General features: G+C 50.7%; 11 protein-coding genes. 8 read left to right on the top strand and 3 right to left on the bottom strand.

All coding sequences use genetic code 11. The features are described from left to right. Nucleotides 1–507 precede the first annotated feature (507 nt). The 3 genes from dgt (at nucleotide 508) to MKY82_RS28315 (ending at nucleotide 4,161) form a co-directional block, all read left to right on the top strand. Nucleotides 508–1,923, top strand: coding sequence for a dGTP triphosphohydrolase (dgt, locus tag MKY82_RS28325; RefSeq protein WP_071222477.1), 1,416 nt, complete (start codon nucleotides 508–510; stop codon nucleotides 1,921–1,923). A 110-nt stretch (nucleotides 1,924–2,033) separates the two neighbouring features. Next, nucleotides 2,034–3,161: an MsnO8 family LLM class oxidoreductase gene (locus MKY82_RS28320; protein WP_339294859.1), complete on the top strand. Its 1,128-nt coding sequence runs from the start codon at nucleotides 2,034–2,036 to the stop codon at nucleotides 3,159–3,161. 22 nt (nucleotides 3,162–3,183) lie between these two features. Then, the gene (locus MKY82_RS28315) at nucleotides 3,184–4,161 is read left to right on the top strand and encodes an RNA methyltransferase (protein ID WP_339296726.1); all 978 of its coding nucleotides are present in this window, start codon (nucleotides 3,184–3,186) and stop codon (nucleotides 4,159–4,161) included. Between the two features lie 13 nt (nucleotides 4,162–4,174). On the opposite strand, the gene MKY82_RS28310 is transcribed toward MKY82_RS28315, so the two are convergent. Together MKY82_RS28310 and MKY82_RS28305 are read right to left on the bottom strand one after the other, a co-directional pair. Further along, nucleotides 4,175–4,486, bottom strand: a complete 312-nt coding sequence (locus MKY82_RS28310) for an MGMT family protein (RefSeq protein WP_194544475.1) — start codon at nucleotides 4,484–4,486, stop codon at nucleotides 4,175–4,177. 176 nt (nucleotides 4,487–4,662) lie between these two features. Continuing rightward, complete coding sequence (locus MKY82_RS28305) at nucleotides 4,663–5,616, bottom strand: D-2-hydroxyacid dehydrogenase (RefSeq protein WP_339294858.1); 954 nt, start codon at nucleotides 5,614–5,616, stop codon at nucleotides 4,663–4,665. A 302-nt stretch (nucleotides 5,617–5,918) separates the two neighbouring features. Here MKY82_RS28305 and thpR point away from each other — a divergent pair, with 302 nt between their 5' ends. From thpR to MKY82_RS28290, 3 genes are all read left to right on the top strand, one after another. Then, the gene (thpR, locus tag MKY82_RS28300; protein WP_339294857.1) at nucleotides 5,919–6,500 is read left to right on the top strand and encodes an RNA 2',3'-cyclic phosphodiesterase; all 582 of its coding nucleotides are present in this window, start codon (nucleotides 5,919–5,921) and stop codon (nucleotides 6,498–6,500) included. Between the two features lie 97 nt (nucleotides 6,501–6,597). Next, a complete protein-coding gene (locus MKY82_RS28295; protein ID WP_220683946.1) occupies nucleotides 6,598–7,494 on the top strand; it encodes a cell wall hydrolase in 897 nt (298 codons plus the stop codon). 42 nt (nucleotides 7,495–7,536) lie between these two features. Continuing rightward, nucleotides 7,537–8,220 carry a metal-dependent hydrolase gene (locus MKY82_RS28290; RefSeq protein ID WP_194544471.1) on the top strand — a complete coding sequence of 228 codons (684 nt, stop codon included), beginning with the start codon at nucleotides 7,537–7,539 and terminating at the stop codon, nucleotides 8,218–8,220. Nucleotides 8,221–8,318: 98 nt separating this feature from the next. Here the strand turns inward: MKY82_RS28290 and MKY82_RS28285 are convergent, their stop codons facing one another. Beyond that, entirely contained in the window at nucleotides 8,319–9,494 is a 1,176-nt protein-coding gene (locus tag MKY82_RS28285; protein ID WP_194544470.1) for a glycosyltransferase, read from the bottom strand. 331 nt (nucleotides 9,495–9,825) lie between these two features. On the opposite strand from MKY82_RS28285, the gene MKY82_RS28280 reads away from it, so the two are divergent. Both MKY82_RS28280 and MKY82_RS28275 read left to right on the top strand, forming a co-directional pair. Then, nucleotides 9,826–10,407 carry a TetR/AcrR family transcriptional regulator gene (locus MKY82_RS28280; protein ID WP_071222484.1) on the top strand — a complete coding sequence of 194 codons (582 nt, stop codon included), beginning with the start codon at nucleotides 9,826–9,828 and terminating at the stop codon, nucleotides 10,405–10,407. A gap of 200 nt (nucleotides 10,408–10,607) precedes the next feature. Beyond that, on the top strand, nucleotides 10,608–12,875 hold the full coding sequence (locus MKY82_RS28275) for a YhgE/Pip domain-containing protein (RefSeq protein WP_339294856.1): 2,268 nt from the start codon (nucleotides 10,608–10,610) through the stop codon (nucleotides 12,873–12,875). Nucleotides 12,876–13,631 lie beyond the last annotated feature (756 nt).

Raw genomic sequence — 13,631 nt, 5'->3', positions numbered from 1 at the left:
TAGAGAAAAGATACGTTTACATAACCTTTTGGTAAGTAGATACGTCTAGTTGGTAAAACAACTATTTAGAGGGGATTTCTGGTGATATTGCTATGCTTGGTGGCAAGAACCTGAATACCATCGATAAAATTTATTATATGGTCAAAGAGAATAAAGAGTGGAGAATATCATCAATACAAAACTGACTAATCCCCACGAACGGAACATTTGAATCCACGTAATGCATAACACAAGCGTCCCTGCCTTTGCTTCATAGCAATCCCTCCCTTAATGTGCTTGTCTCCTTGAAATATCAATTTATTCTTTTACAAGTCTAATGATTTACTCCATCTACCACCTTGACGGGAATATCGTGCTTAGCGGATAGCCCATGTGACAATTCGGGTATACAAGGAGGAACGGGGTTACTTGGAAATCATATTTTTCTTTCAGCTGCCGGATGGCATATAATCTAAAGAACGAACGATTCCGAATCGACCCTATACAGATAAAACAGGAGTGGGATAAATGACACTGAAGGAGCTTAGAGAGCATCGCCAATATCCGGAGCAAACGAAGTCGGATGCTTCGCGTGCGGTTTACGAGCGGGATTATTCGCGCCTGATCCATTCGCCGACGTTCCGCCGGCTGCAAGGAAAATCACAGGTATTCGGTGCCGGCACAGGCGATTATTACCGGACGCGATTAACGCATTCGCTTGAGGTTGCACAGATTGCGCGTGAAGCAGCGCGAAGCCTGACCCGCAATTACCCTGAAGTGATGCCGGAACAGGCGGAGAACGCCGGGCTGATGATAGACCCCGAGGTGGTGGAATGCGCGGCGATCGCGCATGATTTTGGGCATCCCCCATTCGGTCATAAGGGCGAAGAGGTGCTGCAGGGCATTTTGGAGAAGCATATCGACCGGAGAACCGAGAAGGAGCTGACACGTCAGCCGGGTACGCCGACGCCGGAGCAGGCAGCTGAGGTACAACAAGCGATGCGGCGTAAATATGAGCATTTTGAAGGGAATGCGCACAATTTTCGGCTGATCATGTTTTTGGAGAAAAGAGAGAACGTCAACGGACTCAATCTGTCCGATGCGGTGCTGCTTGGCATCAATAAATATCCGTTCTCCGGGTTGGATAATCACAAGGGGATGTACCGGCATGAATGGGAATACATCTCCCATATCCGGAAGGAGTGGCAAATTCCCGGCACGCATCGAACCCTCGAAGCGCAGCTGATGGATCTTTGCGATGACATCGCCTATTCCGCGCATGATCTGGAGGATGGCATCAAAGCCGGGAAGATCGAGGTGCATGAACACTTTTTGCGGGACAGTCACTTGAACAAATTGATCGTGCAGAAGATCATGACGCTGGAAGACGAGGTATGGAAGGGATGGACCAAGGAGCAGATCCAACCGAAAGTGGATTTGGTGCTGGACGAGTTTCTGAAAATATGGAACGAGAAAATGCCGACCTGCGAGAATGACTATTCCCGTACCCGGCGGGAGGTCAAGGCCTACTGGGTCAGCCTGTTTGTAGGCAGCTTGGGCGTGATTACGAACGGGGATTGGAAAAAGGTGACGTTTGTCAAAGACGGCGTGGAAGACGAGGATATGCTGCGTACGGTCAGCGTCCTGAAGAGTTTTGCCTGGGTGACCATGATTCGCGACCTGCGGGTACAGCGCCTGCAAAAACGCAGCGAATGGATCATCAAGCGCCTGTGGGATGCTTTTCTCGATCCAGTTGCCTCCACGGCGATCATTCCTTCCGATTGGCTTCAGCGCTATGAAGCGGACCAGAAGCGGGCGCAGCCGATCTGGACATGGGAGCATATGGTGATTGATTATATCGCGGGCATGACGGACGCTTTTGCTGAAAAAATCTACAACGAGCTGTATGGCCTCAAGGTAGGCTCGATCTACGATTTGGATTAACAGCGGCGAGCAGGTGTGTAGTTGCGTTGATAATGAATCAGCTACCACCTGCTATTGAACCTGCATTTTATTCTATAGGAAGTTGAAATGCTGACGGAAAGGGGGATTGCATGAATAACCAATTGAAACTGAGCGTGCTTGATCTTGTTCCGCGTTTTGGAGAGAGTACGTTCGAAGAAGCCTTGCAGCAAGCGGTGATATTGGCTCAGAATGTGGAAGCATGGGGCTACGGGCGCTACTGGGCGGCAGAGCACCATGATCTGGAGCATCTGTCCTGTGCATCGCCCGAGATTTTGCTATCCCATATCGGCGCTAGGACAAAGTGCATTCGGCTCGGCTCCGGGGCCGTGCTGCTGCCCCACTACAGCCCGCTGAAGGTTGCGGAGAATTTCCGCATGCTTGCAGCGCTGTATCCCGGACGCATCGATCTCGGGATTGGGCGGGCGCCGGGAGGTTCGGCGCATACGAGCATGGCGCTCAGCGGAAATTTCCTGGGGCACGTGGCGGATTTGCCGCAGCGGATTCGGGCATTAACCGAACTGCTGGAGGATCGGTATCGCTACGAAGACGTGCCAGTGGCTGCGAAGCCGGTGCCCGCAACCCCGCCCGTAATGTGGATGCTCGGCACGAATACGAAAAGTGCGGGTTATGCGGCTGAATTCGGTACGGGCTATGTATTCGGCCAGTTTATGAGCGATACGGACGGGGCGGAAGTTCTCCAATCTTACAGGGAAGCCTATCGACCAAGCGCTTTTCTGCAAGAACCGCGCACAATGGTGGCGGTAAGCGTGGTATGCGCGGCGACGGAGGAACAGGCGCAGAAGCTTGCCGCAGAGATACCCAGACCAGGGCAGGGCAGCGTACCGACGGGCCGTAAGGAAACGGCCGATCATGATCAAAGCACAGTCTTGGCTGCGATCGGACAAGCAGAAGTTGTTGGGGGCGGCGGTGATACACATTCCAGTGGCAGAACAGCAGCCACGATCCATGATGGGGATCCTCAAGGGAATTCAGCGTCAGAATCCGGAGATCCGGCCCCGTCTGGTTCTGATTCGTCAGGCCCATCCCAGCGGCTAATCATCGGCACGCCTGCAAGTGTGCGAAACAGACTGCAGCATATGGCAGAGCAGTATCGGTGTGACGAGTTCCTGATCGTCACGCCGGTAAGTGATTACAATGCACGGCTGGAATCCTATCGGCTGTTAATGGAGCAACAGTCAACTGCTGCACATATATAATAGAAGAGAGACGAAATAAATGATGCATTCAAACGATTATGACATTACTTTTGGTCCATCCTTCATAAGCGATAAGTCCCCTTATCTGTACACGTATGCCTGTCATGAAACGGAGCGTGAGCTGTGCTTGATGGAGCTGACGGAGCTGTTCGGTCATGAGCCTGACGGTGAGGATTGGCTGGAAAGCGAGTTATGGGTTGATCCGGATCGGAGCCCGTTCTTATCAGCCTGTATCGACGTCAGGATGACCGGAGAATCCATCGAAGAAATGGCTGAGCAAGCAGACCGCATTCATCTTAACAACGCAAGCTTCAAAGTCGTCTGTCTCAAAGCGGGAGATCGGTTCAGTTATGAACAATCACGCGGGTATGAGCGGGTGGTAGGCCGCCAAATTACAGGAATTGCACAGATGAAAGCCCCGGATGTCACGCTCGGTATGATATCAACAGGCGGCATCTGGAGATTGGGACTTCTTCATGAACCTGAACGCGCATGGCTGAAGCATAAACAGAAGCCGCAGAATTATTCCACAGGCCTAAGCTCGCGCATCGCGAGGGCACTGGTCAACCTGGCAGTTCCTCGATTAAGCGAAGTGACGCTCCTGGATCCCTGCTGCGGTATGGGGAATGTATTAATTGAGGCGTTCTCGATGGGAATCGCGGTTGAGGGGCGTGACATCAATCCGCTTGCCATTCGGGGAGCGAGGGTGAATCTGAGGCACTACGGTTATGATGACAACAAAGTTGCCATTCAGGATATGAATACATTGCAAGGGTATTATGATGCCGCGATCCTGGACCTACCGTATAATCTGTGTTCTGTTTTCCCGGAGGAAGAGAAGCTGCAGATGCTGCAAAGCTTACGCCGGTTGTCAGATCGAGCTGTCATCGTCAGCACAGAGCCATTATACGAGTTGCTGATGAGCACGGGCTGGAAGGTCCTGCGTCATTGCACGACCCGCAAGGGGAGTTTTGTGAGGGATATCTGGTTGTGCGAATAATGGGGCTTGCTACCTATTGCCCAGGGTCATAACGATATTTCACTAAATCGATGATGCCTTTGGAATTGACGGTAACGCCTTCGCCTTGGAGGTACAGCTCCTGCATGAGTCTGGATTCATCGTCCTTGATGGCGATTTCTCCTTTTGCGTTGACGACCCGATGCCACGGCAGCTTGTGAATGTGACTGAGGGTGTGAAGTATTCTGACGACTTGTCGTGCGCCCCTTGGGCTGCCGGCCAGTCTGGCCACCTGTCCATACGTCATGACATATCCTTCCGGAATGCTCCGGATCACTTCAATTACACGTTCCGTATACGGCTGCATCGATTCTCTCTCCCATTGCGTATAAATGTAGTTAAAAAATAAAAAGGGGCGTCCCGAAAGGTATGGAAACCTTGGGACGTTCCTTTTGTTGTATGGATCTTGAGGTGTTTGTTGCAAGATCCTCGGCTCCTTCGTGAGCGGGATTAAAGATGTACTTAAGAACTTGTTACCTGGTCTTAGTACGACTTGCTATAGTCGATTACATTTCGCGACAGGGGCTTACCGCTTACATAGTTCTGCAAATTCTCCAGGAAAATATCCACGGCACGCTCGCCGTAGCGATCCGTATCGCCCGCCATATGCGGTGTCATGATGACATTGTCCATGGACCACAGCGGATGGTCTGACGGAAGCGGCTCTTCTTCGAACACATCCAGTCCCGCACCCGCCAATGACCCGGCTTGAAGTGCCCGAATCATGTCTTCGGTTACTACGGTTTGACCCCGGCCCACATTAACGAAGAAGGCGGAGTCCTTCATCGCCGAGAATCTTGCCTCATTGAACAGTCCACGGGTATCATCGGTTAGCGGAAGGATGTTCACGATATAATCGCCTTCCGCCAGCGCTTCATCAAGCTGATCGACCTTATACATCGCTTCCACATAAGGATCGGATTTGCCGGAATGACGGACACCGACGGTCCGCATACCGAACGCCTGGGCCACGCGCGCTGTATGACTGCCGATCTGGCCGACGCCGACGATGACGATGGTTTTACCTGCCAATTCCGTGAACGTGCCGGACGTATCCCATTTGCTGTTCGATTGCTGTCGAATTGCTAGATGAAGGTTGCGCGTGAAGGCCAGAATCATCGCGAAAATATGCTCCGTGATCGGTACGCTATGTACGCCGCTGGCATTGGTAAGCTGAATACCCTTTTCTTCGAGCTCTTTGAGCGGCATTTTATCGACACCGGCTGACCATGCTTGAATCCATTTCAGTTTACTGTCCGCAGACAATACATCCTCCTGTACGGAGCGTGACCAGCCGATCATGATTTCGGCATCCTGAACGATGCTTGGCGTAAGCTCTTTCGCTTTCGTAACCAGCAGATCGTAGTCGGGGGCGATATCCTTGATTTTCTGCTGTTGTTCCGAGGTTAAGTCGTGTATGGCAACGATTTTCGGCATGGTGCTACCTCCTAAGGAATGTGATATAAACCAGAATAAAAGCGTTAAACTCTTTGGGAACATATTATCAGAAATCATCGCTTTGCGCATGGACGAACTGTCCCGATTGGAAAATTTGTACATGAATTTTTGTCCGGTTTATGGTAAATTGAAGCTTCATCATATTTTTAGGCGAATTTGATGTACCCCTCATACTATTTTCAGGTATTATTGCTCAAACTATAAACGAACCAAGAAAACATGGTGCTTATAGTGGCCTAGCGGCTGCTTAGGATAAAAGAGATTGGAAGGAAGTGTCTTAGTTGAGCCATTCGGCTGAGGGAGCTATGGATCGTTTATTTGTTGCCGTACATCTGCCTTCGGAGGTGTCGTCCCGGATTCAGGAATGGACGGAAACATTGGGGGAGCAAGTAACTTTTAAAAAATGGGTTCATCCGCAGGATTACCATATAACCTTACAGTTTCTAGGCGATACGCCGTCAAATCGCATAGCGGAGATTACAGCGGCGCTGCAGGAAGTCGCTAAGGAGCATAAGCCCTTCAAGCTTGGCCTTTATGATGCCGGCGTGTTCGGGGCAAGCGCCTCGCCAAGAATTTTATGGGCGGGAATCGGCGGGGATTTGAATGCTCTGTCTCAGCTTCAGAAAGCGGTGGTATCGAAGATGGAGGCTTTCGGATTTGTGCCGGAGGAGCGACCGTTTCGTCCGCATATTACGGTTGGCCGGAAGTTTCAAGGAAACCAACAGTTTTCATTGGATGTTATCGGAACAGGACCCAAGCCCATCCAGTGGGAAGTGCAGCAGCTCGTTCTTTTTCGAACAAATTTGCATGCAACTCCAATGTACGAAACAGTAGGTGTGGCGCGGCTTTCGACCATTTTCTGAAACTGAAAATAGAATGTTCATAAAATTACCATGTTTTCAACGCCTAAAAATGTGGTTACATAGTGTAGGAATGTGCCGACATCATAGGAGGAAAAATATGGTTATGAAAGTGCTACGGCAAAATCGCTGGGTTGCGCTGCTCATCGGAGCGCTCTTTGTGAGTTTGTCTCTTATAAGTTTACTTGGAATGCAGACAAAGGCGGAAGGGGAAGAACAGCAGCAGGATATGCCAAAGTTCGTGACGGCTGCCCCGGCTCCTGTAAATGACCCTGATCTATCCGTAAAAGACGCGAGTACCAAACAGGATAGGGAACCTGTCAATATTTTGTCTTCAATTGTTTTCCAAGAGTGGAATAAGCCGGGGAGCAAGAGTCATGCTTTTTCAAAGGCAAAAGGCATAGGTTTGGCTGAAAACGGATATTGGAACTCGCAACAAGCATTGAAGGCTGCAGATGAGAAAAAGAAACCATCGAAATCTCAGGCTGCGGACGGGAAACCGGCAAAACAAAAGGGGACGCATGTCGTCAAATCTCAGACTGAAAGCTTATCACCCCCCACAACTTTATTCTTCACAAGAACAAATACGTTAACCCAGGATCAGAAAGCCAAAGCGACCTGGACCTATGATTTGTCAGCTGAAGAACTGCTTCTGCTCCAGAAGATTGTCATGGCAGAGGCGGAAGGCGAACCGTACGAAGGCAAAGTAGCCGTTGCTAACGTTGTCTTAAACCGGCTGCGGTCCGCTAATTTTCCCGATACGATTACCGATGTCATCTATCAAAAGCACCAATTTAGTCCTGTAGCGAACGGGCGTCTTAAACGTGTAAAGCCGAACAAAGAGACGATTAAATCCGTGAATGCGGCACTTCACGGCCAAAAAGAGGTAAAGGACGATACGTACTTCTTCCTGTCTTTGAAGCTGGCTCAGGACCTGACGGTGCATCATTCAAGAACATTTGTTAAAAAAATAGGAAATCACTCTTTTTACAAGTAGTGCCCATATGGGTAAACTAGGATGTAGGAGGTGTGTTTAAGCATGAATATTACGTATTACGGCCATTCTAGCATTTTGGTGGAAGAGGGCGGAGTTCGTGTGATCATCGACCCGCTGCTATCAGGGAATCCAGGCTCCGGCATTGAGCCCAAGGACGTCAAGGTGGATGCGGTTGTGCTGACGCATGGGCACTCCGATCATTTTGGCGACTGCATCGAGATAGCGAAGCAGAATGATTGCCCGATTATCGCAGTCTATGAACTCGCCGTGTATTGCGGCAGCCTGGGTGCCAAATCCCATGGAATGAACATCGGCGGAAGCGCGCAATTCGATGGCTTTAAGGTGAAGTTTACCCCGGCCTTTCATTCTTCATCCATTTCGGTAGGGGACACCTGGATCTATGCAGGGCAGCCTGGTGGCGTCATTCTGACGATGGGCGGAAAAACATTCTATCATGCGGGCGATACGAGTTTGTTTGGCGATATGCGGCTGATCGGAGAGATGAACCGTATTGATGCAGCTGCGCTGCCGATTGGGGATTTATTGACGATGGGCCCACAGGACGCCCTGTTGGCCGCACAGTGGATTCGTGCGAAGCATGTAATCCCAGTCCATTATGACACGTTCCCGGGCATTAAACAGGATGCTGGGGCCTTCTGCGACGAACTAGCCAAAACAGGCATTCAGGGACATCCATTGAAGGCTGGAGAAACGCTGGAAATCTAGATGCATTTTTCATATAAAAAGCTTCCCTGTCACGAAGACAGGGAAGCTTTTTTGGGGTAATAGTTCAAAAGCGGGAATTATAGAGCATGCTATAGATATTAGGGCTGGTCCGCCAACAGTTTGACGGCTTCCTCACGATGATCGGGCATGCGCCCTTCGGTCAGCAATTCCATCACCTGGCTGGCGCAGTGGTCGGGCTCCAGATGCGGTATGCGCCGCCGGCCGGCTCCATTACGTTTCGTACTCACCTGATCATAATGATCGGACAGCAGGTTCAGCCATTTGTCGATCACGGAAGGAGAGTCCAAAATTTCCGCATAACCTTCGCTGACAAAGAAATGGGAATTCACTTCTTCTTGTCCCGGGATAGGCTCATAGAACAGCATGGGAATTCCCTTGGCGGCTCCCTCTGTACACGTCATCCCGCCTGGCTTGGTAATGAGCAAATCCGACACTTCCATGAGGTTATGTATATCTTCGCGGTACCCGAGAACATGAATGTTGGGATGCTGAAAGATCGGGTCCTCGCGCATGCTGGCAACCAGTTTCTCGTTCTGTCCCATACAGAAGACCAGCTGGATATCATCGGCCCTGCTGGCCAGCTTGCTGAGCAGCTCCTTGTTGAATACGAGACCCCAACCGCCCCCCATAATCAATACGGTTGGCATGTTTTTTAAGTGAAGCTCGGCTTGAAGCGCTTCTCGATTGCCCCTTTCCCAGAACTTGGGATGCACGGGAATGCCGGTCACATGAACGAATTCGGGCTGAATGTCCCGCCGCAGCAGCATTTGTTTCACATGAGGCGTTGATACGAGATATTCGTCCACTTCCGGATTGACCCAGGTGCCATGGGCATCATAGTCGGTAATCAGCGTATAGAGCGGAACCTCGAGTCCCTGACGCTTCAGGCGGGAGACCACGGCGTTAGGGAAGGGGTGGGTACATATGATAAGATCCGGTTTCAGCTGCTCGATGACCTGCTGAGCCTGCGCGTAGAATATACGGTGCAGCGCGAGCCGCGTCAAACGGTTTAGCGATTTCTTATATTGCGAACGGTACAGCATGCCGACAAGGCGCGGACGGGTGCTGACGGTTTTTCGATAAGCGGATAAGATTAACGGCCCCACGGTTGGATTCAAAAAATTGCCAAGCTCAATGACGCGGCAGTGGATGCCGGGATTCATCCGTTGTATACCTTCAGCCAGCGCATACGCTGCTTGCGTATGACCTGTGCCGAAACCCTCGGAAAAGAGGAGCACTCTTGTATATCGCATGGTTTCACCTACTTCTTTCTCCCTCTATCTTACAAAACAGGAATCATTTTTTGAAGAGCGGCGCGAAAAAAAAGAGTATGCATCATAAGTATACGCGCAAAAGGGAAAAGCATTTCAATTATTTTACGGCTGGGAGTCCGAGCGTACCCTTACATTAGACGTCATGAGAAAATTTGAACCCTGCATTCAGAATATTAAAAAATTTAACGAAAAGATATTGCAATGGCTCCGATTATCTGGTAAAGTGATTTTTGACCGAATGACCGAAAAAGTATTTTGGTCAGTTTTGAAATAAAGGCCAATCTAAAAAGATCAAGAAGGAGGGGTAAGCATGTCAGCTGTGGACCGTCGGAAGCAGGTGCTGGATGCTGCCTCCAAGTCGTTTGCTTTGTTCGGATATAAAGCGACGACGATGGAACAGGTGGCGAAGATTGCAAATGTAGGGAAAGGTACGATCTACACGTTTTTCACGAATAAGGATGAGCTGTTTGACGAGATTTTGCTGTCGGCCATTATGGAGATGAAGCGTATTGCCGAGCGGGAGATCCGGAAGGACAGAGATTTCTTCGACAATCTGTATCGGGTGCTGGATGCGCTGCTTGAATTCCGAGGCGAGCATGAGCTGTTCATTAAGCTATCGCAAGAGGTACGGGATATTGGCACGCCGAAGGCGCATGAAGGGTTGACGAAGGTGGAGAACGGGATCGTCGGATATCTCGAGGGAATTGTGGAGCAGGCCATATCGATCGGTGAGCTCAAGCCGCTGGATGCTCAAGTGGTATCCTTCGTGATGCTGAAACTGTACGTTGCCCTCACGACGGACTTCAATCAGCTTCACAAGCCGCTGAGCAAGGAACAGATCAAGGAATATATGATGGTGTTCTTGGCTGACGGATTGAAGGCTACTTCATAAGAAGGATACAGGAACCTCCTTCGTGATGAGGAAGGCGGACTCTCTAGGCTTGAGGGATCGTCTTCCTTGCCAGGGATCGTTTTTTTTTTGGCCTAAACTGACTGATTGAGTATATTGGTCATTCTGTACTGGAATGTGATCTGCCATGCTGCAGATTCATGTCGGCTGGTTATCTAGAGAAAAAAAGGAGAGAGACTGGGATGAAGTCATTATCTGTATTTGCAAAAGATCTTGGCGCTGCCGTTCGGAATAAAAAAATATTGATTCCGATCATCGCGGTGCTGTTCATACCGGTCATGTACAGCGGTATGTTCCTCGGGGCCTTCTGGGACCCGTACGGGAAGATGGAGGATTTGCCCGTTGCGGTCGTCAATAACGACCAGGGCGCTGTTTTTGAAGGAAAGACGCTGCACGCCGGCGAGGATTTGGTTGCCGAGCTGAAGAAGGGAAAAGATTTTAATTGGCAATTCGTTAATCGGCAGGAAGCGGAGCATGGCATGCAGGATAACAAGTACTACATGACCATCAGCATCCCCGAGAATTTCTCCCAGCAGGCGACAACTTTAATGGATGAACATCCGCAGCCTGCGCAGATCGTATTTGAGCCGAATGAAGGCTACAACTTCCTGGCGGCCCAGATCGGCGGATCTGCGGTGAAGCAGATTCAGTCCAAGGTGTCCGCGAAAGTGACGGAAGCCTATACGGAAACCCTGTTCGATCAAGTAGCCAAGGTATCCGATGGCTTGAGCGAAGCGGGAGACGGTGCAACCAAGATTTCCGAAGGTGCCGTGAAGCTGGATGACGGTGCCGTGAAGCTGAAGGAAAATCTGGCTAAACTCGTCAGCGGCACACAGGAGCTTCAGGATGGAATCGCGCCTTTGACCAAAGGCGTGCAGGAGCTGAATAACGGTGCAGGCAAGTTGAACGCAGGAGCGGGTACGCTCGCTTCCGGCTTGGATCAGCTTAAAGCGGGTCACAGCAAGCTGCAAGCAGGAGCTGAGGAAGCAAGCAAGGGCGGTGCCAAGCTGCAAGCGGGAATTGAATCTGCCGCTGCAGGCAGCACCACTCTGAATGAAGGCCTGCAAGCCAACCAAGCAGGGGCTTCCCAGCTTGCGGCAGGCGCGAAAAGCGCTCATGAAGGCAGCAGCAGCCTGAAAGCCGGGCTGAATCAATCGCTGGAGGCTACGGCTTCCTTGGAGCAAGGCGCTAAGGCCGTTGCAGACGGATTGAAGAAGCTGGCTGAAAGCAATCCGGAGCTGGCGCAGAGTCCGGAGGTTCAGCAGCTGCTGGCAGCGAGCCAATCCGTTGCCACCGGCACAAGCGGGCTGAATGCCGGCCAGAAACAGCTCGCACAAGGCGCGGCCGAGCTGAATCAAGGCACGCTGCAGCTGCAGGAAGGCGCCGGCAAGCTGAGCGCGGGAGCGAATCAGCTGGCTGAAGGCGGCAAACAGCTCGCAGCTGGCGGTCAAGAGCTGCTGGCAGGTGCCAAACAGCTGAGCGCCGGCCAAAGCCAATTGGCTGACGGCATGAAGCTGTTCGGCACGAAGCTGAGCGAAGCGGCAGCTGGCGGCAAACAGCTCGCAAGCGGAGCAGCCACCCTTTCGCAAGGGACGCAGCAGCTTGCAGGAGGAGCGGGCAAGCTCGGAAATGGCGTTACAACGCTAGCCGACGGCTCGAAAAAGCTGGATTCCGGAGCCGGTGAGCTGGTAAACGGGATGAATGAATTGAAGGAAGGCAGCGGAGAGCTTGCAGGCAAGCTGAACGAGGCTGCCGACAAGACAGGCGATATCAAAACAACCGACGAAACGGTCACCATGTTTGCCGGACCGGTACAGGTTGAAGAGCACAAGGTGAACGAAGTGCCGAACTACGGTACGGGATTCGCGCCCTACTTCTTGTCGCTCGGTTTGTTTGTTGGAGCCTTGCTCTGTACGATTATCCTGCCGATCCGCGAAGCATCGGTACCGAACGCATCGGGTTGGAACCGGTTTGTCAGCCGTACGCTTTCCTTTGCGGGTATGGGATTGATTCAAGCGCTGCTGGCATCGGTCGTTATGCTGTACGGATTGAAGCTTGAGGTGCAGAGCGTTCCACTCTTCTATCTCTTCTCCATCATCACGAGTTTGTCGTTCATGTTCCTGGTGCAAATGTTTGTAACCTGGCTGGATCAGCCTGGACGCTTCGTCGTCATCGTTATCCTGATCCTCCAATTGACTACAAGCGCAGGCACGTTCCCGGTAGAGCTGATTCCGAACTGGATGAAGGCATTGAATCCGCTGCTGCCGATGACTTACAGCGTAAAAGGCTACAAGGACGTCATATCCACAGGAAGTTTCGACGGCATGTGGGCGAATGTGGGTGTACTGGCCGGATTCGGTCTCGTATTCCTGGCTCTGACCGCCGTGTACTTCCTGGCTACCCGAAACAACAAGAAAGCAGCAGACACCGATACAGCGTTGACTGCATAAGCAAGATATCTATTATATGAAGGAAAAGGATTTCCCCGAAGGTCGAGCAGATCTCGGGGAAGTCTTTTTTTTTTTGATGCTCGGGCGTAGCGGGAGCATGGAGAACCAATCTTAGAGTTGCATCATCTTAGATTGGATCATGGTGATCATGATCACTTGCCTCTCCCGTTGGAGAGAAGTTGAAGGGAAAAGACCAGCGGATGGTTGTGGAAATGAGATAAGGTGAACAAAAACGCCTGTTCGGAATGTTTTATTTGCATGTTTTTTTGCACTATTCTACATGAGTTTTAACTGTGTGTTGTGATAACTCTCATAAAAACAATTCTTATCAAATTCATAAAAACTTTGAATTGCCTGCACTGTATGACGGTGATAAAATATATAGAACTAATAAATCTTACGTGTCAGGTAAATGTTACCCCTTGCCGCTTTTGCACAATACTGCATCACCTCATGACAGTGTGTCCACTGCAGGAGAGGATTGATGTCCAACCTTTAAGAGGTTGTTCAAAAAGTCCGCTTTTGATAAGAGAACTAATCGAGGCAAATTCAAGGTTGAGCGACCGCGATTCAGAAGTAGGTTTTCTTGCGATATAGGATTTCATCAACTCCGATGATAACTTATAAATCCTATATCTAACACGAGGTGAATCAGGAAGCCACTTGGCATCGAATCTTGAATTCAGCCGGGCCTTCCGGTGCTCACGTACCAAAAACGTACGCTCCACTCCTCAGTCCCTAGCTTCATTCAATCTT

It is taken from the genome of Paenibacillus sp. FSL W7-1279, assembly GCF_037969845.1.
Taxonomy (GTDB): Bacteria; Bacillota; Bacilli; order Paenibacillales; family Paenibacillaceae; genus Paenibacillus_AQ.
Note: the sequence above shows the minus strand (reverse complement) of the source record. Positions and strands in the feature narration are given on the sequence as shown.

What these genes read in the sequence shown, in the direction of transcription:
- MKY82_RS28275 (WP_339294856.1), top strand. Translation starts at nt 10,608, where the DNA reads ATGAAGTCATTATCTGTATTTGCAAAAGATCTTGGCGCTGCCGTTCGG.
- MKY82_RS28290 (WP_194544471.1), top strand. Translation starts at nt 7,537, where the DNA reads ATGAATATTACGTATTACGGCCATTCTAGCATTTTGGTGGAAGAGGGC.
- MKY82_RS28315 (WP_339296726.1), top strand. Translation starts at nt 3,184, where the DNA reads ATGCATTCAAACGATTATGACATTACTTTTGGTCCATCCTTCATAAGC.
- MKY82_RS28285 (WP_194544470.1), bottom strand. Translation starts at nt 9,494, where the DNA reads ATGCGATATACAAGAGTGCTCCTCTTTTCCGAGGGTTTCGGCACAGGT.
- MKY82_RS28320 (WP_339294859.1), top strand. Translation starts at nt 2,034, where the DNA reads ATGAATAACCAATTGAAACTGAGCGTGCTTGATCTTGTTCCGCGTTTT.
- MKY82_RS28295 (WP_220683946.1), top strand. Translation starts at nt 6,598, where the DNA reads ATGGTTATGAAAGTGCTACGGCAAAATCGCTGGGTTGCGCTGCTCATC.
- MKY82_RS28305 (WP_339294858.1), bottom strand. Translation starts at nt 5,616, where the DNA reads ATGCCGAAAATCGTTGCCATACACGACTTAACCTCGGAACAACAGCAG.
- MKY82_RS28280 (WP_071222484.1), top strand. Translation starts at nt 9,826, where the DNA reads ATGTCAGCTGTGGACCGTCGGAAGCAGGTGCTGGATGCTGCCTCCAAG.
- dgt (WP_071222477.1), top strand. Translation starts at nt 508, where the DNA reads ATGACACTGAAGGAGCTTAGAGAGCATCGCCAATATCCGGAGCAAACG.
- MKY82_RS28310 (WP_194544475.1), bottom strand. Translation starts at nt 4,486, where the DNA reads ATGCAGCCGTATACGGAACGTGTAATTGAAGTGATCCGGAGCATTCCG.